Origin of the sequence: Flavobacterium limnophilum (assembly GCF_027111315.2) — a bacterium.
Taxonomy (GTDB): domain Bacteria; phylum Bacteroidota; class Bacteroidia; order Flavobacteriales; family Flavobacteriaceae; genus Flavobacterium; species Flavobacterium limnophilum.
The window spans coordinates 1,173,995-1,194,550 of sequence record NZ_CP114289.2 but is presented as its reverse complement, the minus strand read 5'-3'; the positions used below and the strand labels follow the sequence as shown (position 1 = coordinate 1,194,550).

Annotated in this window: 16 protein-coding genes, 1 tRNA gene and 1 pseudogene; 1 reads left to right on the top strand and 17 read right to left on the bottom strand. The window is 34.0% G+C overall.

Annotation, left to right across the window (positions count from 1 at the left end; genetic code table 11):
- Nucleotides 1-48: 48 nt before the first annotated feature.
- The 13 genes and pseudogenes from OZP13_RS04815 to OZP13_RS04755 all read right to left on the bottom strand — a co-directional run bounded on the left by OZP13_RS04815 (nt 49) and on the right by OZP13_RS04755 (nt 15,318).
- Complete coding sequence (locus OZP13_RS04815; RefSeq protein ID WP_281298850.1) at nt 49-1,638, bottom strand: YncE family protein; 1,590 nt, start codon at nt 1,636-1,638, stop codon at nt 49-51.
- A gap of 186 nt (nt 1,639-1,824) precedes the next feature.
- A complete protein-coding gene (locus tag OZP13_RS04810) occupies nt 1,825-3,483 on the bottom strand; it encodes a phospholipase D-like domain-containing protein (RefSeq protein ID WP_281298849.1) in 1,659 nt (552 codons plus the stop codon).
- A 174-nt stretch (nt 3,484-3,657) separates the two neighbouring features.
- Nucleotides 3,658-3,891 carry a hypothetical protein gene (locus OZP13_RS04805; RefSeq protein WP_281298848.1) on the bottom strand — a complete coding sequence of 78 codons (234 nt, stop codon included), beginning with the start codon at nt 3,889-3,891 and terminating at the stop codon, nt 3,658-3,660.
- Between the two features lie 155 nt (nt 3,892-4,046).
- Nucleotides 4,047-6,254, bottom strand: coding sequence for an nSTAND3 domain-containing NTPase (locus OZP13_RS04800; RefSeq protein WP_281298847.1), 2,208 nt, complete (start codon nt 6,252-6,254; stop codon nt 4,047-4,049).
- A 31-nt stretch (nt 6,255-6,285) separates the two neighbouring features.
- The gene (locus OZP13_RS04795; RefSeq protein ID WP_281298846.1) at nt 6,286-7,266 is read right to left on the bottom strand and encodes an AbiTii domain-containing protein; all 981 of its coding nucleotides are present in this window, start codon (nt 7,264-7,266) and stop codon (nt 6,286-6,288) included.
- Between the two features lie 188 nt (nt 7,267-7,454).
- On the bottom strand, nt 7,455-10,358 hold the full coding sequence (locus OZP13_RS04790; protein WP_281298845.1) for an HD domain-containing protein: 2,904 nt from the start codon (nt 10,356-10,358) through the stop codon (nt 7,455-7,457).
- Nucleotides 10,359-10,398: 40 nt separating this feature from the next.
- Entirely contained in the window at nt 10,399-10,827 is a 429-nt protein-coding gene (locus OZP13_RS04785) for a hypothetical protein (protein ID WP_281298844.1), read from the bottom strand.
- Nucleotides 10,826-11,143 (bottom strand): annotated as a pseudogene (locus tag OZP13_RS04780) (Eco57I restriction-modification methylase domain-containing protein); the annotation flags it as partial. The gene OZP13_RS04785 and the pseudogene OZP13_RS04780, both read right to left, overlap by 2 nt.
- 235 nt (nt 11,144-11,378) lie before the next feature.
- Complete coding sequence (locus tag OZP13_RS04775; protein WP_281298843.1) at nt 11,379-12,068, bottom strand: hypothetical protein; 690 nt, start codon at nt 12,066-12,068, stop codon at nt 11,379-11,381.
- A 186-nt stretch (nt 12,069-12,254) separates the two neighbouring features.
- Complete coding sequence (locus OZP13_RS04770; RefSeq protein ID WP_269242682.1) at nt 12,255-12,890, bottom strand: hypothetical protein; 636 nt, start codon at nt 12,888-12,890, stop codon at nt 12,255-12,257.
- A gap of 438 nt (nt 12,891-13,328) precedes the next feature.
- Nucleotides 13,329-13,934 carry a P-loop NTPase family protein gene (locus tag OZP13_RS04765; protein WP_281299429.1) on the bottom strand — a complete coding sequence of 202 codons (606 nt, stop codon included), beginning with the start codon at nt 13,932-13,934 and terminating at the stop codon, nt 13,329-13,331.
- An 80-nt stretch (nt 13,935-14,014) separates the two neighbouring features.
- Nucleotides 14,015-14,962, bottom strand: coding sequence for a transcriptional regulator (locus tag OZP13_RS04760; RefSeq protein WP_281298842.1), 948 nt, complete (start codon nt 14,960-14,962; stop codon nt 14,015-14,017).
- Between the two features lie 68 nt (nt 14,963-15,030).
- Nucleotides 15,031-15,318: a helix-turn-helix domain-containing protein gene (locus OZP13_RS04755; RefSeq protein ID WP_281298841.1), complete on the bottom strand. Its 288-nt coding sequence runs from the start codon at nt 15,316-15,318 to the stop codon at nt 15,031-15,033.
- Nucleotides 15,319-15,735: 417 nt separating this feature from the next.
- On the opposite strand from OZP13_RS04755, the gene OZP13_RS04750 reads away from it, so the two are divergent.
- Entirely contained in the window at nt 15,736-15,909 is a 174-nt protein-coding gene (locus OZP13_RS04750) for a hypothetical protein (protein WP_281298840.1), read from the top strand.
- Here the strand turns inward: OZP13_RS04750 and OZP13_RS04745 are convergent.
- The 4 genes from OZP13_RS04745 to ribB form a co-directional block, all read right to left on the bottom strand.
- A complete protein-coding gene (locus tag OZP13_RS04745) occupies nt 15,889-17,373 on the bottom strand; it encodes a hypothetical protein (RefSeq protein WP_269242678.1) in 1,485 nt (494 codons plus the stop codon). The genes OZP13_RS04750 and OZP13_RS04745 overlap by 21 nt on opposite strands.
- A 284-nt stretch (nt 17,374-17,657) precedes the next feature.
- On the bottom strand, nt 17,658-18,905 hold the full coding sequence (locus OZP13_RS04740) for a site-specific integrase (protein ID WP_281298839.1): 1,248 nt from the start codon (nt 18,903-18,905) through the stop codon (nt 17,658-17,660).
- A gap of 261 nt (nt 18,906-19,166) precedes the next feature.
- Nucleotides 19,167-19,254, bottom strand: a tRNA-Ser gene (locus OZP13_RS04735).
- Between the two features lie 167 nt (nt 19,255-19,421).
- Nucleotides 19,422-20,555, bottom strand: a complete 1,134-nt coding sequence (gene ribB, locus OZP13_RS04730) for a 3,4-dihydroxy-2-butanone-4-phosphate synthase (protein ID WP_281298838.1) — start codon at nt 20,553-20,555, stop codon at nt 19,422-19,424.
- Between the last annotated feature and the right edge of the window lies 1 nt (nt 20,556).

The window sequence follows — 20,556 nt, the reverse complement described above, 5'->3', positions numbered from 1 at the left end:
GGATTTTGAAGGTTGTGGATAGGGTTGAAAATAAAGTATTGAATAGTATTATATTTTTATTCTGAAAAAACAGGAATAGGAAGGACTGCCATCGTTTGGATCATAGGTCTTATTGGTAATAATGGTGTTGTCATCAATAAAGTAAGTGTCTGAATTATAGTATTCATAATTGCCAAAAGATGGAAAATTAAAAATGGTGTTCATTGTTGAATAATCATAAACTTTACCCCAATCTGCAAGATATTTATTGGAAGGGCTGCAAGCCCGTATGACCGTATTAAATTTACGAACTAGGCTTAGATTCTTATCTAATTGAAATTTATCCCAAAAAATATGTTTCATATCGTCTGATATTGTTACAGAAGGAAATGGATAGCCTACTTCACCATATTTGGTGAAGCCATTTAAAGTGCTTAGGAAATTGGAGGAGTTGATCATAAATAAATCCCCGCCTGAGGTATTACTTTCACCTAAATAAAGGGTGTCGTTTGAACTATTGTAACGCATGTCACCTTGTGCAAATCCAGATGTAGCTACTGTATAGGCTCCAGTCAGTGCATTGATCAATTGCATGTTAGACAAATCATAATAGACATAGGCATACAACATATTGTTGTTAGCGGCTTCAATATTTTCAAAACCTGCACCACCAGTATGCGTGTAAATGATGCTTGAACTAAACGTATTTAAATTGACTTTTGTAATTAGATCTACATGACGTTGGGTTAAATATAAGTATTGCCCATCAGGGGAGACAGATAAATCTGTAAATCTAGTTGTGGTTAGTATATGAGATTCAATTGTGAAAGTATCGGTGTTAATAATTACAATACCATATTTATTTGGGATTTCATCTAAATCTTTTGGTGTTGCTATTGCATATAATTTATGTCGAGTGGGGTCTTTTACCATTTTTCTAACGTAATACGGAAACGAAATAAAATCCCCCGTTATCTTAGTTACTATGTTGCTACCTAATGTTTCATTTATCAAAGCAGGACTATTTGTTTTGACCACCACTTGGTAGTGATGTTCTTTAGATAATTCGTAGATTTCGGAATAGTCGTATTGTAGTGTGTTGATGTCTTTTATCTCAGCTAATGGAGTGTTACTGTCGTTGTATACTAAATAGGATACAAAGCCGGTTCCTTCATATTTAGACCAGTTCAACTTCATCATTCTTCCTTTATAGGGAGTTGCTTCTAACTTGACCACATTTGAAATCGTTATGGAATCCTTTTGTATTACTTTAGGATTATCCCCTAAATAAACTTCAAAATATATTTTATGCAATCCTTTGGTTAATGAGGTGGTAAAATTGCTCTCGAATTTAGCATTGGGAATACCCACAAACAATTCACCATCAATATTACTACGCCATTTAATTTTCAAGTCGGTATTGGCCACCATCAAAGTATCGGAAAGTTTTATTTTTCCTTTAAAAGTTTTTTGGTCAGAAGGGTTTTCAAATACACCATAAATACCATTATTGTGCGATGAATAATCTCGGTCTTTAAGGGGCAAAATTATTGAAACACTTGCCTTTTTTTGAACTTCTTCGACAGTTGGTCCCTCTTCTTCTTCTTTGGAACAGGAGGCAAATGCGACAAGTATTGCTAGGTATAAGAAAGCTTTCATTATTATCGTTTATAAAGTGTTTTGTTTAAAAAATAACTTGAACAAATATAATTAATACTTAATGAAATAAAATACTACAAAACATTAATTTATTACTATCAATTTAGGGTAATTGAGTTGCTATTTATTATCCTAATTTAATTGAAAAAGAAGTTTTTATAAGGATATTTTACACAGTGAAAGCTATTATTGCTTCAAGATTTTGAAGTTTGTGGATTGGGTTTTGTTTTGAAGTTGGATGAAATAGAGACCTTTTGAGTTGTTGGATAGGTCGATGGTTTCAGGAGAGTTTGGGTTATAGGTTTTTGTTAAAATAGTTCTGCCCAGGATATCGATGATGTTTAGGGTCGTGTTTTGGGATGCGCTGGTGGAATTATTTTGGATATGGAAAATGCCGTTGGAGGGGTTTGGATAGATGCTCCAATTTGATGCCCAAGTATTGTCACTTACAGACAGTGGATTGGTTATTAGGCCGCCTGCTTGAAGGTATAGGTAGGCGAAGGATTGGTAGTACTGGTTGGCGATGTTGGCATCGTGGACGATTAGGGTGTTTTCGTCGTTTTTGGTTTGGGCAGCGGAGCTCCAGTTGTGGGAACCTAAAAGAACCAATGGATCTGAGGTGTGGTCGAAATTGTCGACTACCATAAATTTGTGGTGCATAATTCCGGAGAAGGACGATTTTACTGCGTGGTTTGGTGACAAGCCTGCTTGTATGGTCAGGAATTGATTGCCGGTTGGGTTTTGGGTGTCGACCACCAAATTGATGTTGGTTAGGCCGGAATTGAATTTGTCCAACAGGGCAGAGGTTATGTCGGTTCTGGTGATTAGCATTGTGGCTATGTCGATGTCGGAGTTTGCCGTGTTGATAGTGGAAATGATGTGGGTGTTGGTGTCGTCGCTGGGGCTGAAGTAGCTTTCCACGGTTTTGCCGCCAATGATGAAAGTATGGGGTGTGTTGTCGGTTTTGTATGGGCCAAATCTTGAATTCACCAAGTCCGGTGTCAGGGTGCTGCTTCCCCACATTTCCTCGAATTCCAATTTGTAGGCCAAGGCCAAGGCTTGATCCTGGATTGCCATGGCGTTGTTTTGGTCTGGGCCATCTATTTGCGCCACCGTCCAATTGGTTGAACCTGTCCAAACCCAAGGGAGGTTTGGGTCGGCGTGGTTGGCATCGAAGATTACGAATTTGTTATGCATGATTGCATAGGCACTGCTTTGAGGGCTTGGCAAAGTAGGGATTGCGGGATTGATAAGCGGAATCATCACACTGGAAGTACTACCGTCGTAAATGATACGGACTTGAACGCCCCTCGCATAGGCAGCATTTATGGCTCCTGCTATGCCGGTTGTTTCGGAAGGAGAATAGGAATTGTAGATGGCTATGTCCAAGGTTGTCGTGCAGGCATTGATGTATTCGATTAGTTTGTCGTCGAGCGTATTGGACAAGTTGACTGCGTTTTGGGTTTGGGCGTAGGTGGTGTTTACCGGGTTGTTGAAATAGACATTGATTGCACCGGAAGATTGGGATTGTGTTGCCAGGTATTTGGTCGTTGTTTTGGCGTTTGTTCCGGTGGTGGTGTATTGCAGTTTTAGGATTTGTGCAGGGGGAATGTTTTTGAGGTTGAAGCCGTTTGCTGCAGTGCTGTCTTTTTCGATGCTAACTTCGTTGTTGGTGAAGGCATCGAAAGCTTTGATTTCGGTGGTGGTGTTCTCAAATTGGATTCCGATTTTGTTGGTGGAATATTTGAGGGTATAGTCTTTTTCTTTTACCGTTGTTTGAGCCAGTAGTATGGTTGAAGTGAAAAGGAAAAATAGGGTTTGGGTAGTTTTTTTGAATAGGCGCATTTTTGGGGAGGTTTGGGGTTTGGAAAGTAAAGGTAGGAAAAAAATGGGATTTGGGGTTAGGGAGAGGTTAAGGAATGGGGGGGAGATTTTGAGCTTGGGTAACAAACTGAAAATAGGTTTTGAATGTAGTTGATTATTGGGGTGGGCACGGATTAGAAATCTGCGCGAGCGGGTTTAGAAGTATATCTTTTTCAAATAGAAATCAAGATTCAAAAATTCATTGTCTACCAATACTAATCTAAATTCTTCAATGTTATATGAAAAATTTTGGAAATCAATTATTTTGTCATTTTCAATTGAGCCAAAAGTCATTAAAAAAGCTTTAATTTCTTCACTTCCACTTATTAAATTCATCACAACGTAATCATTGTTTTTTTCTTCTAGAAAAGTAATATTTGATAGTTTCATTTTTAATTGAATTTAGATTATTGATTCTTGTTTTTCAGCATTGTACATATTGTTCTGGTTCTACGCAGGAGACCTCGCCAGAACAATCTGTACTTTTACGAATGTTTGTGTTTTATGGAAGACTTCTGATAGCCGCGGAATTTTGGAAAGTTATATTAATCATCTTTCTCCATCATTCTTCTAAAATCGTTATCACGAGCTATTTCATACCAATCAATGTCAAATTCGCTTAAATCTGCTTTGTATTCTAGACCAAGAAGGTTAAGACGTTCATTAAAGTCTTCAAATTCACGCCTTTTATCATATGCTTCGCCTTCATCAGTTATCCAATCTTTTAGATCTTCCGTTTCGTCAAAAACATTTTCACTAAATAAATCATCTAAATGATTAATGATATTTGTTGTGTCTAATTTATTAAAATCAATATCAAAACTTTTAATCAATTCAGCTAACAAATCTATAGCTTCATTGATGTCTGTCTGACCTCTAAACAGTTCAGAAACAATTTCTTCAATTCTTTCTTGTAAAACAGAATTAATATTTTCATTGTCTTTAACTGAAACCATAAATTCTTTAAAATGTGAGTTTAAAGAATAGTCTTGATATAATGCTTCCCATTCTGTGATACTATCAATTATTTCACAAATAACTTCCTCTTTGTCAACATTATCAATGTATTTATAAATTACTAAAGCTAATTGAATTAAATCATAGTCACTATTACTGTTGCTTACAAAAGAATGATAATCGGTAAGTAATCTTTTTTCCAAGCTTTCTGGCATTTTATTAATACCTGCACTCCCTAATGAAAATAATCTTTCTGTTAATTGAGAAACATATTTTACTGATTCTGCAATTTTTTTAATTTCCACTTTATCTTTTCTAATAAAGCTTTTGAGAAAATCAATTATTGAAGGATTTATGAAATGAACTTCACAAGTATTTTTGATAATAATAAAACTACCATCTAAATTTCTAAATGCATTTCTAAAAGCATACATTTCTATTTTCTTATTATTTTTTTCTACTTCATATTGAACTCTAGTTAAAAAAGCTTCTTCTAGTTCATGAATATTTGCAGATTGCCCAAAACTTAATAATGTATGTAGAAGAAGTCTAGCATCTTCATTGATTTGAACTGTATAAGCATGAGTCCAAATAATTTCTGGTTTATTAAAACTAGTTTTAATGAAACTTTTAAATGCTTCAGGTTCATAATGGTTTATTTTTATACTATCACAAATAAATTCAACAGTGCGAGGTGTAAAATTATTATGATTTGAAATGAAATTTTGAATATCATTGTTTAGCAATACATCTTTTAAGTCTTCTCTTAAATCGGAAACTTCGATATGATTATTTAGCAACTGCTTTTTTAATTCTACATTATATTCTTTGAGTTCTAATAAACTTGTTTTAGTTTTAATATTAAATCGATCTAATTTTTCAGAACTAATAATTGCACCATTTAATAAATGATTTCTAGTAGTTAAAACAACAAACTTATTCTCATATTTAGCAACTCTTCTTAATAGATTTATTAGTCTTGATTCACTTCCTTTAGCCTTATTTATCTCAACTTCTGTACTTCCCAAAAAATCATCAAAATAGATTATTTGTTTTGAATTATCAGGAACCAACACTTGTTCGGCTTCTCTAATATCATCAATTATATACGTTAAATTATATTCGTTAGCTATGTATTCATAAATTAACATTTCGGCTAAAGTTGTTTTTCCTACACCAGGTTCGCCAGTTATTACAACAAACTTATTTTTTTCTAATGCTTTGCGAGTATCTTCAAACAATGACGTTTTTACATAAATTCTAATTCTTTTTTTAAGTTCATCATTTATTAAATCGGAAGATCTAAATTGTAAATGCGAATTCAATATTTTGGTTAATATTGAAAAATCAGATAGCCAAAGTTTGTAATGAGAATTTAATATTCCTTCATTTTCTTCAATTAATCTATTTAAATCTTTTTTTCCATAAATATCATTTAGGTTTTTAATATACACTCCAAATAATTTTTTTATAGCTTCTGTATTAGCAACATTCAAATCTACCGAAGTAGCAACAATGTATTTATTTGGTTTTAATATATTAACATTGTTTACCTCTGTATCTTTTAAAACCTTGTACAACCCATCATAACCTGTTCTGTAATAATGCTTGACCTGGCCAACTTGCGCATAAAGATTTTTCGCTGTTGAATATATAAAATCTATTCCTTTATCTTTTCCATCCTTAAAGGTTTTATATTTTATTATTGAACCTTCAGGTTGGGCAAGGTTTAATAAATCACAAACAAGTTCTTCTAAATCGGAACTGTTAAGTGTTGAAAAATCATAATTAGCCATAATTGAAATTTTGTTTAAAAGTTAGTACCAATTAACTAATTGCTGGAATACCAAAATATTGTAAAAAAAGATTTGCGAGTAATGAGGAAGTAACCTCTTTTGCAATTGATCCAACACCTTTTAATGCTTTCCCTGAAACTTTAGTTATCCAGTCAATAGTATTGTCACCTAAATTAATATTTTCAATAATTGTTGATTCTTCTTCTTCAATAATTTGAATTATTTCTTTTATGTCCTCCTCATCTATATTAAGTTCTTCTAATTTTTTTACAAGTTGTTGTTTGTTGCCCTTATTAATTGTAATGTTGGCATTAATAATGGAATTATTCCCTGTACTTGCAATATTACCATCGCCATTATTATTAATTATTGTTGTCATATAATTTGTAATTTTTTGATTATTCAAAATTTGAGATTTATTATAATTTTCAATTGAAATTTCGTATCCAAAATCACTTCCAATTTCTAAACAAAATGTTAGTAATCTAGAGCGCACTGATACTAATGCTCTTGATATTATATTTTTGTTAGTCATTAATCTTGCTCCAACTACTTTTGCTTTATAATATGGATTTTTGTATAAATTAGCGGCGGGATCTTGGAAATAGTGTATATAAGTTAGAGGTAAATTAATAGCTAAGTAATTACTTAAGTTTTTATTTTCTTCATTACTTAAAGACATTTGTTCCAGTACTGAAACTGCTTCTGGTAATGTGAATTGACGAAATAAATTTTTATGTTTTCCATCGATCATCTCAATAGGGATTTCCAAATCAAAGTGTTTATTATTTCCAAATTGTATATCTACATTTATAAATGCTAATGAGGTTCGATAATCAGGTAAAATTTCTTTTCCTTTATAACCGTTTAATTCAGATAATACAAATTCTAATAACTTAGTATTACCTGTCCTTGTTGCAAAATATTGAAGTTTCATCAAAGGGCCCACTAATGAACTTTTATTATCCATTAATTCAGATATTACTTGCTCAAGCAAAAATTCTTTATTCATAATTATTACTTTTTAGTTACACTTTTTCATTTGTATATAATGCCTCTTTCAAAACCTACTGCAACAAGATTTCATTATATCCTTGGCTTTCCTTCCTACTTTGCTCTAAACCATCACAAAACGTCATTAACTCCTCCAACTAGGCTACGATTTGTACTTGCTCGTGAAGTGGTGGCCGTGGTTATTGATTACTTTGTTTCTTCAGAATTAATTAAACTAATATCATTATCATTACAAAATAACTTGTATGCCTCTATAATTTGTTGCCTCGTTGTTTCTGTAATAAAACGATTATCGTAAACCCAATCAATGAGCTTATCATTTATCTCTTCTTTTAAAATACTTTGATCAGCTTCATTTGTTTGTTTTATGAATGGCGATAACATTTTAGGAAAGGGGAAATAAATATTACCGTCTAAAGTGTAATGACTAAGGTAAGGAGTATGAGAATCATCGTTAATTCTTAAATCAAAATACTTTTCAAGACATGGAATAGTAACTCTTGCACTGTGTTGGGTTGTATTTTTTAGAATAATTAAAAGTTCTTCGTCTTGTATAGGACTACCTTGTTTTTCTTTCGAATAAATTATAGTTCTTGACTGGTTTGGTGCATCTATTTTTGATTCAACAGCCTTAAAATATTCACCTATTTTCAATAGAAAAAATTTAGTAAAAGCGAACGAAGGTCTTAGGTTAGAAAGTGATATTGATAGTTCTGAATCGATAAAATCATATTCATCGTCATTTGTCAATGTTCGTTTGGGATTGTTTTTAATGAATATTTTTTTAGATTCTCTTAGTAAATCAATCATTTTCTTTTTAGCATCAATTCCTTTGATTTTTAAATCAACTTCAAAATTTTCCCAGTGATTAAATTGTGAGATATCAATGTCTTTTATTTCGTTTAATTCTTTATAAAAATTTAGAAACATACTGCCGATAGATTTTTCCTCTTCAGTTTGAAAAATATCATCGAAATTTTTACTGATAATTTTAAAAGATGATTTATAAAAATCACTGCTTAGCGTTTTAGAATATTCCGATTTTATTTTATTCCGATTCAAAGTTAGTACTTCGGATGCTTTATCCTTATGGATATTAATTTCAAATCCCAAAGCATCAAATTCTTGACGCAAACGATTCTCTGTATTTTGATTTTTGTAGTATGTTAATAAATTCCATCCATTTTTTTCATTTCCACAATGAATTTTAATTTCAAGAGAATTTTCAGGATCGAAATAATCAAATTTATTTTCGAGTGATGAAATTTTAATTTCTTCATTATCAATAAATAATTTTATTGGAATGTAGCTCTTATCAGCAAAATCAAATATTTCATCTACTATTTTCGCTATTTCAACATCCATTGATTCATTTGAAAAAGGGTCAAAGTTTGTCACAACTCTTTCAGCATTTGTTCCAAAATTAACGATATATCCATCTGGAATTGCTTTAGTTTTATGAATGAATGAAATTTTTGAACCAGGTTTAACAGCGTGCGTTGTCTTTTTCTTTTGAATTAAAATATCTCCATTCTTTTTAGAGCTTGGACTATTTAATTCAATTATTCGAAACTCTTCATCAAAGAAACTTTTTGTTTCAATAGTTACTAAATCTGTCAACATGAAAATACTTTGAAAGCCTATGCCAAAAGTTCCTGACGGTTTTAGCCATGCAGGCATATTTTCAATGATATTTATTCTTTCACTATTTTTAGATGAACTTCCAGTATTCATTAAAAATTTTAAATCAGTACTAGAAATCCCAGTGCCCTTATCATTTATTTCTATTTCCCAACATTTAAAATCACCTTCAATTTCTTTTTCATTAATATTTATAATAATTTGATAATCATTAATTAGACTAATAAAATCTTTGCTTTGAGGTGTTGAAAAATCACTCGATTCAAAATGTTCTAACCAGATTCTAATTAAAGACGCATCCACTGCATTTTGTAAAACTTCACGAATACATTGATATGCACCATCATAAATTCCTGCTCCCTGTAATAATGCTAAAGCTTTGTCTGTATCTACAGAAAATTTTGGTTTGTTCTTTCCGTCTATCAAATCATAATTTTCTAATATAACTTCTAATTTTCCAATTGATGGTAAATACCCCAACTCTTTGAAAGGAACAATTTTATTCCAACGAATCATTTGCTCGGTTATCTCAGAATTCAAATAATTAAACCAGTGCTGAGTTATGTTAGCCACATCATAATCTTTACAGTTTGCTGTAATTTCGATTATTTCTTTGTCTACCCTGAAAGATTCTATTGATAAATGTTTTGATTTATGATTCAACGTATCAATTGGAACTTTTGTTAGAGTTCTTAACATCACATCAGAAAACCGATTATTATCTAAATCAAGTAAATCACCAATTCGAAGTAAACAAGCTATAAATCGAGGATGAGCATCTTCAATATCTATACCTACTTCAGAAAAAGGAAGTTTCATCACATCCTCAAAATTTTTCGTGTGACAAGAACAGATATTTGCCAAAATCCTATTTATCCTTGCAGGAATTACACCTCTAGGTGAAGCAATTGAAAGTTCTCCTAATGGATTTATTATTATGTCGACTGAACGTTCAGCATGTGTTCTTCTAAAGAATTCTGCTAGTATAAACTTGATACTGTCGTTTAATTCTAAATTATACACATCTTCTTTAGAACGTATTTTATTTTCAATAATATTAAATTGATTTGCAAATTCATAGAGGCTATTTTTTGTATCTTGAAGTAGCTCTTTAAAAAAGCTAATGAATTTATCAGACTCAATTGTTTTTAAAAGTTCTTCACTCGATACAACCATACCAATATCATGATTATAAGAAGCTTCTAAAATTAGCCAAATATCTATTGCAGATAATTTTACCATATTTTCTTTTCCGAGAACTCTCACTATGTTGTTAATTATAGTTATTGAGTGTGATTCATCATGCAAACTATAATGAGGAAATATATTAGAAACGGCATTAAGTGCGGAAGGAATAACTTTTTTATCATAATTCCATTGGGCATATAAAATAGCACTTTGCGTTTCTTTTGTTTTTTCGTACAATAATTCTTCAAGATATTTTATCATAATATGCTTCTTTTTGTATTTAATACTACACTTTTTTGGTTTAATTCTTATCTTCTTTAGTTTGCAACACCTCCTGTAACAATTTGTCAAAAAAACGTTTTCTATTTTCACCAAAATGCTGTTTATATTCTTCTTTATCCAATGTGTAACTTTTATCATTATTGCAATAATAACAAGCTAATACACAAGTTTCTTTTGAATAGATATTATCATTTTTGTCAATTTCTAAGACAGGACCTCTAACTCCATTGCCTTTAACAGCTCTAGTTTTTACTTTATAAAGGTTTATTAATTTAATAATATCAAATATTGAAGTTTCACAATAATAGCATTTACAATCATTTTTCCTGAGCTCAGTTGTATACCAATCTGCTAGTCCTTTTTTATTTATGAAATTTGAGTGTTTTTTTTTGTTATATATTTTTTCAACTCTTCTATGTTGCTCTTGTATGTAGAATTCATTACTCATCTTTCGTGTTGGTACCCTTTAGTTCGATTACACCGAGAGCATTTCCTTCTTTTAGGATGGCCCCATCAACTTTTTTAGCTCCTTTTATGTTTTTGAGTTCCGTGGTAAAATTAAAGTTAGCCGCTGGATTGAGTGTATAACCCAATATGTCCACAAATAATTCTCGCAAGAATTGTTCCTCCTTGCTGTTGCGGATGTTTTCCTGAATGGCCGCATTGTGAAAATACTTGGTGTATTTTTTATAGGCTTTTTGGACTAAGGCAGAATCTTGTTGGTTTAAATATTTCTTGAGGACTGAGGGCTGGAATAAAAACATTGGTGACACTTTTGTTTGAGAATCTAAAAATACACAATTTGAAAGTAGTGTAAGATTTTTGTTATCAACAAATTCCGTTGATAAATCACACTACTTTCAAAGTGGGGATATGATTGATTTTTTCAAAGCTAAGTGGACTGAATGGAATTATTTTACGGTTTTCCTCATTTTAGTGAATTATTTTTTTTGTCATGGTTTTAGAAGAGGAAATAATGACTTTAAATTTCAAGTATTTTTAAACCTTTCTTGTTTTTCGTCTGGAGTTGATTTGATAGAGATAGTCAATGAAATCGGGAAGTTCTATGAGGCTTAACAGGCCTACTGGTTCCAAGGGCATTGGGTGGAGCTTGATTTCTCGGATATGTTTGTAGAAAGCCATTTCGCCAAGAATAAACAGTACAATTAAATGAATATCATTTTCCAGGTTTTTATATTCTTTTATTTCATTGTAAAAGGGAAGGTAAATATTGATTTTTAATTGCTTTCTGGCAATATCGTAATCTTCTAAAGACATTTGCATTTCGCTGATTTTGATGTCACATCCATTGAATTCAAATGGTTCATCTGTACCGTTTTTGTATTTTGTAACCTCCTCGAATGGTTGGACAAAAGCTTGGGCAGTAAATTTCTCCATTTGGGGAACTTGTTCTTCTAAAGCAATGGCTTTGGAAAATATTTTTCGATAGCCGCGGCAACAGAAAATGATGGTGTATTTTTCCTGGTCGTTTTCCGGGATTTTAATTAAAAAAATCATTGCTTTAGAAATATAGCTCAATTTTTTATAGAATTGCTCCAGTATTTGGTCATAGTTGAGACCAAGAAGGAGTCCGTTAAATATTTCTTGTTCGTTTTTGCGAACGTAGTTCCAGAAGCTGGTGATTTTTTTCTTGGAGTTTTGGGTGATGGGTTTTAGGTTGCGGATCATGGGTTTTCGGTTTTCGGTTATCGGTTGTATGTTTGTCGGTTAATTATTATTCATTGCCTGTGCGCCGGCTGGCTCCTTCGCTAAAACAGTCCACTGGACTGTTTTTTAACGCTCGGCCCCCTAAAGGGGGAATTTGGAAGGGGTGGTTGGTTAATTTTTTTTGGTTTTACTGTTGGATACTTTTTTTTATAGGATTGGCTCATTGAATTCTCTTAGGTAATCTTGTAGATAGCAGAGATCTATGGGTTGCGGTTTTAGGGTGTCGGTTGTTAATTGCACGAGCTCAATAAAGTTGATGTCGTTTGCAAAAGCTTTTTCTCCGACGAGGTGTTCGATAATTGTGTATACTGCTTCTTTTAATCTTGGATTGTCTTTGTGAACGATGTAATTTTTGAGGTAAATTCTGAGCCCCAAACGATTTGGGTTATCACTGTTTTCGAGGGGTATGAAATACATTTGACTTATTTTTAAACTGATACCAAAGTATTCCAATGGTTTGTCGGTTCCTTTTTCGATTTCATCGATGTCTCCAACTGGTTGGAGAAAGGCTGTTATTATCCAGGGTTTTATGGTTGGTGCATAATGTACCAATAGTTCGACATCTTTGAAAAGATAGGGATTGCCTTTGGCCGTAATGATCAATTCGGATTTGGTTTTGCCGTTTGTTATAATGACGCCAAGATCTTTGTTGTATTCGTAGAGGAGCTCGTGTAATTTCCCGAAGTATTTTTCTAGTTCCTCTTTTGGGATATCGGGCATTAGACGAAAAACAAAATTGTTTTCTTTGAAGTGGTTCCAGAAATTTGCTATTGTTGCGTTCATAGGGTTTGGGTTATCGGTTGTGGGTTATCGGTTAGGGGTTAATCGGTTATGAGTTACCCCCTAGCCCCCTAAAGGGGGAACAGGAGACTAGGGGTTAAACGGTTAATTGCTATACGTTACCTGCGCGCCGGCTGGCTCCTTCGCTAAAACAGTCCAGTGGACTGTTTTTTAACACTCGGTCCGGTTTTCGGGTGCGGAGTCTGTTGCGAGGATTTTTGGGGTTTTTCTGGGTGTTGAAATGGGGCTTTGTTTTTGGATTGGGTTTCATGGGTATTCATTTAAGGGTTATTGTTTATGAGTTATGGCTTTTTAGCAATGGGTTATGTTTAGTTATTTAATCGGTATTATTTGCCTCTGCGCCGGCTGGCTCCTTCGCTAAAACAGTCCACCGGACTGTTTTTTAACGCTCGGCCTCCTAATGGGGGAGCTAAAAGGTGGTTAGCGTTTGTCTTTTGTGGCTTTGTCGAAGGCTATTAGGTTGACCATACTTCGGAGGCGGGAGCGAACCCTGTTGCCGTAAGTGGTTTCTATTTCGGAAGCGGAAAGGTTAGTTGTGATGTGGGTCATGATTTTCTTGGCTATGAACAGGTCGTATCTGGAGAGTAATATCTCGGCCATTACATTGCATTCGTTACCGTAGTATTTGATGTTGTTTTCGGTGCCCAAATCATCGAAACAAATGTTTTTGGGGTCGGGATAGAGCTTTCCTTTGCTGTATTTTTGGATTATTTCGTAACCTTCCTGGATAAATTCATAACTGATGTCGCGGCAGGGTTTTACGAAAAATTTGTGATCCATTGGGGCCAAATTTTTCATAAGATTCATAAGGGATGTTTTGCCTATACCAACGGGACCCGAGAGAAGAATGCCTTTATTGAGATCGATGTTTAATTGAAAACAGGTGCTATCATCTTTGAGGAAATAGGCAATGAGTTTGTGAATGATGGCATAATCCGTTTCAAGGATCTTGAAATGGTTGCCATAGATTTCCATGCCTTTTTTTTCAAGCCATAGGGTTACTTCGAGGTAGTCGTATTGGGACATAGGGTTGTCGGTTATTGGTTGTCGGTTGTCGGTTGCTTTCTCAAGGGGGATTTGGAATCGTTTGTTCAATCGGTTCTGGGTTAGAGGGGTTCCCCATAGTCTTTGTCGTTTTCGGTGTTGAGGTGTTTGGCGCGGTCTGGTGGTTTTTCGTAGGTTTTGAATTTGAGAGCGTTGAGCAGCCAATTTTGAGCTGCAGCCTGCCAGTCGACCATCGGGATTTTTCCGCCTACTAACCAGCCAACACTGGAGAAGTAATTGAAAAATTTATTGGCTTCGAGTTCGGGGAAGTTTTGTTGGAGGAAATAAGATTTGACTTCTTCGATGGTTGGCACACCCTCTTTTTCTTTTTTTGTGGAACTTTTTTGCCGACTGTTTTCTGTTTGCTTCGCATTGTAGTCGGCGAATGCCGGAGAAAATGATTTTTGATTTTCGAAAAGAAATTGTTCCTGCATTTCTTTTTCTTTTTTGGCGGAACTTTTTTCTTTTTCTAAATTTTTGTTTTTTAAATCGGAATTATTTATTTCTTCAAAATTTTTTGCTTGCTCTTCCAAGTTTAAATCGTTTTGAACGTTTGAATTGTTTGTAATGTTTGTATTGTTTATAGAAGATACCAGAGCTTGTTCATTGCTTGTACCAGTAGTTGTCTCACTACTTGTCCCCTGCTTGTTCATTACTAGTTCATTATTTGGTAAATTTTTTTTAGGAGAGATGGCTTTTTTTTGAACTGGTTTGAGATAGTCCGAGAAATCAAAAAGGGTTGCCAAACTGCCTTTGAATGGGTTATTTGAAGGCTCGTATTTTATATAGCCTTTGTCATTTAAATCTTTAATACACTTGTGATAGGTTGCCTTTGAACTGATTTTACTTATTCGCATCACTTCACCTCGTGTTAAGCTAATTGGGTTTTGAAAGCGGCTGGTGTTCCAGTAATGAAATAATGCAATGTATAAACTGACATGGGTAGGATTGAGTGTCCAATCCTCGGAGACCCGGTCAAAGAAACCTGTTAGGTGTTTGATGTAGTTCATAGGGGGTGTCGGTTATTGGTTGTTGGTTATTGGTAAATCGGGTAGTTTTGGATTAAGTTTTGATGGGGTTATTTGAAAAGTGTTGGTAATGCAGCAATTTTGTTTTTGTTGAGCAGTTTTTCGATGTCGGTATTGTCATAGTAAAGCGTGGCGCCAATTTTGGTGAATGTCAGTGATCCATTGATTCGAAGGTTTTGGAGTGTGCATGGGGAAATTTTAAGTAGTTCACGGACTTCTTTGGCTTTGAGCCATTTTTTGGAATGATCTGGTTTGGAATTTAATATTTCGGTGATGTCTTTTAGGAGAAGCAAGCGAAATTGATCTAGGTCTTCGCGAGTTATTATTTCTACTGCCATTTTTTTTGAGGTTTTGGTTATGGAAGCAAAGAGAAAAAAAAGAACAATACCAAAACAGTTGCTAGGGTTGCGCAACCCCCCATTGAAGTCAATGATATTAAGGGTTAAGCGAAAAAAAGTTTTTTAAAGTGGAATGGAATTATGATACTTGTTGAATAATGTCTAAATTTGTTTCTTGAAAAAAAAGAGTTTGAGACTCTTTAACATATAGGTAGCGAAAGTTATTTACTGTGCCACGGAAAACCGCCAAATTTTTGAATTGCACCAGAAAATATACTGTTCGCCCACGCAAGGCGTGGGCTCAGTTTATTGGTGCAATGGGTGCTTGGCGGTACCTCTGTGGCTGATTTATTGATGTCCCACGCCGCTTGTTTTTACTAAAGTCCCAATTGTTGAGGTTATTTTAATTTTTATATTGTGAAGGAAATTATTGAAAAGAGTATCAGTCCAGAACTTGAATATTTTATGGAAGAAAACGAAATCTCAAGCGTTGATGCCATGCTCAACATAGATAATGAAGATTTACTTCAGATGGAAGGTTTTGGATGGAGAATGATGAAGGAAGTTTTGTCACTTCGTAAGATTCAATAATTCAATTATAAATGGGCGAATTCTAAGTTTGGAATTTGTATCTGCATTGTAAAAATTATTTTTCACACTATCCGCAGAAATTTGAGTTGATGATTTGGTATTAAAATTTTCGGCTATAAATCTAAAAATATCAGCATTATTTTTGTGAATGATAATTTTTACTTTCATTAAAATTTTGAAGAAATACGTTAACTGAGCTACCGATAAACTAGTTTGTATTTTGACTTTGGCCTCCGTACTATTTGCGTTATAATTATTATTAATACCCAGATTTTTTCTTCGGGATAAGTACTCGATTTCTTCTTCGATCCAACTGGTTAATTGGTCTTTGATCGAGGGTATTTTTTGATTGAATTTTCTAAAATTTGTAATACGACTTTGATTGAATTTTTTGAGTAAATGAAAGAGCAAATCTGTTTTCTCGATATCAGATTCTAAAAGTTCCAAATTCTTAGTAATTTCATCTGTTTTATAGTCAAAGAAATCCAGGGAATTAAAATTCAATTCAAATAACCAATGCTTAATAACCGATTCGGTTACTGTTTTTTTATTTTGTTGAAAAAGGCTATATAATTCTTTGATATACTCGATACAATAATAGAATTCGTTGTATGTTATGTTTTTTTGGATTTTTATAGTCGCAATTTTCAAAAGAGGTTGGTATGCCAGTTTGAATACCTCATCGTTTAAGTTGCAATCCATAAGACAAGATTTGACAAAATTGAGTTTGTTTTCAATTTCTAATTCTTTAACCAAAATAGATCTATAAGGAACTTTATTATTTACATTTAGGTAGGTATGGTATTCTGTTTCGATGAAAACGAGCAGTTTTTCTAAATAGAGATAAATAATTTTAAGGCAATCCATTTTGGTGTAGTCTGCAGAAAAAGTGTAAATATCGGCAGGGTTATCAGGGTTAATTACTTTGAATAAAGCGTGGGAAAGATTTTGGAGGGCATTTTGTTTTCGATGGATGAAAAGCTCTATTTCCTCTTCTTTTTTTAAACTAAAAAATTTATCATTGAGGGATTCTTTGATTGAAGAATTTCCAATAAAAACGGTTTGAAAGCAATATAAAAAGAACCGATTCTCTTTAGAGAGCTCTTCCAATGTGCAATGTTGCTTGACAATTAAAATATTGTGTTCCGTCCAGCAGAATTCCAAATTGCTGTCGGGAATATTTAATTCTTTAAGAATTAGTGGAATTAATTTTTTGAATTCCGGGTTGATATCACAATCGGAGTTTATTAACTCTGGTGCATTTGGATGTAGGTTGTGAACCCTTTTTTGATAGGCATATTTTATATCCCCCTGTTTTCTTGAGAATTTGATTTTATACAAATAATGACTTTCGTTGGAGCAATTTTTTAGGTAAGCAATGATTCCGGAATCGGTAGTTTTTTTGTTGTATTTAATTTCATTGATTAATTTGTCATAAATTCCTAAAATGTATTTTTGCTTCATAACGCTACGATTGAAAAACTAACTTTGATCAATGTTTTAACTGAATCCTCCTCTTTTAAATACTATTAATATTAAAATTCTTTTGTAAATATAATTGATAATAGTCAATAATTGTACGAAAAAGTACAATATTTTTTTTGATTTGTACGAAATACCATTTTATTAATTAATATATGTTAAAATGTTATAAATATAACAAACAAACCAAAAGGCTTCTTTTTTATGGAAGCCTTTTTGATTATAGCCTATAAATTAGCCTGGTATAATCCTGGTTCTTGAGCGGATTAACTTATTGGTTCTTGTGCCGCTGCAGGACTACTTATTTGGAATTTATCTCTTAAGAGCTGCATATCCTCGCTTACTTTCTTGTCTAAAATCTTCGCATAATGCTGGGTAGTTTTGAGGCTTTTATGACCAAGCATTTTGCTCACGCTTTCGATTGGAACGCCATTTGTGAGGGTTATAGTGGTCGCAAACGTATGTCTGGCAATGTGGAAGGTTAATTCTTTATTTATGCCGCAAACGTCCGCTATTTCTTTTAGGTAGCTGTTCATTTTTTGATTGCTTAACACAGGTAATAATCTATCTTCGTTAAGGCATTGTGGGTTGGCTGCATATTTTTGGATTATTTCTTCGGGAATTTGCAGTAATGGAATTCTGGAGGGGGATTCCGTTTTTTGACGGTGAGTGAAAATCCATCGTTTGCCATCAATACCAAGGCTAATATTGGATTGCATCAAGTTTTTGACATCAATGTAGGCCAGACCCGTAAAGCAGCTGAAAACGAAAATATCGCTTACCAGATTTAATCTGCTGGTAGCAAATTTTTTGGTATAGATTGCTTGTACCTCTTCCTGAGATAGAAAATCTCTTTCGACCTCCCGGACTTTTGATTTATAATTCGCAAATGGATCTTTATCCAGCCATCCATTGGCCAAACAAATTCTGATAATTTTTTTGAAGTTCTTGATGTACTTAACCGCGGTGTTGTTGGCGCATTTGCGGACGCTTCGAAGGAAATACTCATAATCAGTAATGAAGGCGTGGTCGATTTCAATTATATCGAAATCGGAAACTCCGAATTTCCATTGAAGGAATTCCTTGGTATGCTTTAGTGAAGTTTCATAACGCTCAAGAGTTCCGGGAGCATATTCTTGACCTACCAAGGATTTAATTCTGTCATTATGATCCTGGAATATTGGGATGAGCATACGTTTAGACGTCCTAGTTCCGAATAATTCATTTTTCAGATTTTCGGATGTCACCGTGATGTCTTTTTTGAATAATTTTTTTTCAGCCTCATTTATTTGATTTTTAATAAAATCAAGATGACTATTTATTGTTCTAGCTTCTTCACTTGCACCCCTAATTTTAGCGCCTTCACTAGACCATCTTTCGGGATTAATAAATTTGTTAGTGCTAAACTCAAACCGTTTGGATTGAACAGTAATTCGTGCATAAATAGGGCAAATACCCTCATTGTTGACTTTTGCTCTCTTTACGTAAAAGAGAATCGATACAGGATTATTCATAAGTGGCAACCTTTTAATTACTAATAAATTTAAACTTTTTAATAATTTCAGTCAAGATGTTCATTTTTTAGTACAGTGACTGAACCTCTTGTTGAACTGGTTCATTTCGATAGATAGGAGTCACTTGATTGTGAAAATTTTAGTGACACCTCGAAAGACCCCTTTGAGTTTAGATTTAACTACTTATTTTGATTATCCATAAAACAAAAAACCCACTAAATCGTTGAATTTAGTGGGTTTTAGTTCCATTTGTATTTCTACTGGCGGAGAAAGAGGGATTCGAACCCCCGGACCTGTTACAGTCAACAGTTTTCAAGACTGCCGCATTCGACCGCTCTGCCATTTCTCCAGTATGTTGCTATCATTTCGTGATTGCGAGTGCAAATATAAGAACCTTTTTTGGTTATGCAAATGTATTTTTGAAAAAATTCCTCTTATTTTTCGAGTATTTTTTTAATCGTTTCATTTGCTTTGTTTTAGTCAAAACTTATTTTTTAAAAACGACGAAAAACAAGTCTAATACGCAACGTATTCTTCGATTTCCAGGCCATATCCAATCATTCCAACACGTTTGGTCTGCTCGGTATTCGACAATAAACGAATTCTTGAAATGTCGATGTCGTGCAAGATTTGGGCACCAATTCCAAAATCCCTGTTGTCCATCTTGATTTGTGGCGCCTTGAATTCGCCTTTGGCTTGCAATTCTTTCAATTCGACAATGCGATTCAATAAATCCCCGGATTGTGATTCTTGGTTGATAAACAATACGGCTCCTTTTCCTTCGGCATTGATTAGTTCGAAAAGGTCGCATAATTTCTTGTTGGCATCATTGGTCAGTGTGCCTAAAATATCGTTATTGATCAATGTGGCATTGATACGGGTCAATATGGCTTCGCCAATATTCCAGGTTCCTTTCGTCAACGCAATGTGAACGCGATTATTAGTGGTTTGCAGGTAAGCTCGCATTCTAAAAGTGCCAAAACGGGTTTCAATGTCAAAATCTTCTTTTTTGACAATCAAGCTGTCATGTTGCATTCTGTAGGCAACCAGATCTTCAATGGAAACTATTTTTAAATTGAATTTTTTCGCCACTTTGACCAATTGTGGCAATCGTGCCATGGTTCCGTCTTCGTTCATGATTTCGACAATCACACCAGCTGGTTTAAATCCAGCCAATCGGGCAAAATCGATAGCGGCTTCCGTATGTCCGGTGCGTCTTAAAACGCCTCCTTGTTTGGCAATTAAAGGAAATATGTGGCCTGGTCTGGCCAAATCGTGCGGTTTGGTGTTCGGGTCAATCAAAGACTGGACGGTAAGTGCCCTATCCGATGCTGAAATTCCCGTCGTTACCCCTTTGCCTCTTAAATCCACCGAAACCGTAAAAGCGGTTTCCATTGGGTCTGTATTGTTACTGACCATGGAATGAAGTCCCAACTCTTTGCAACGGCTTTCCGTCAATGGGGCACATATCAATCCACGACCGTGGGTAGCCATAAAATTGATCATTTCTGGTGTCACTTTTTCGGCGGCGGCCAAGAAATCACCTTCATTTTCCCTGTCCTCATCATCAACAACAATTATTATTTCACCTTGACGAATAGCTTCAATGGCTTCTTCAATGGTGTGTAGTTGTATTTTTGTTGTAGTCATA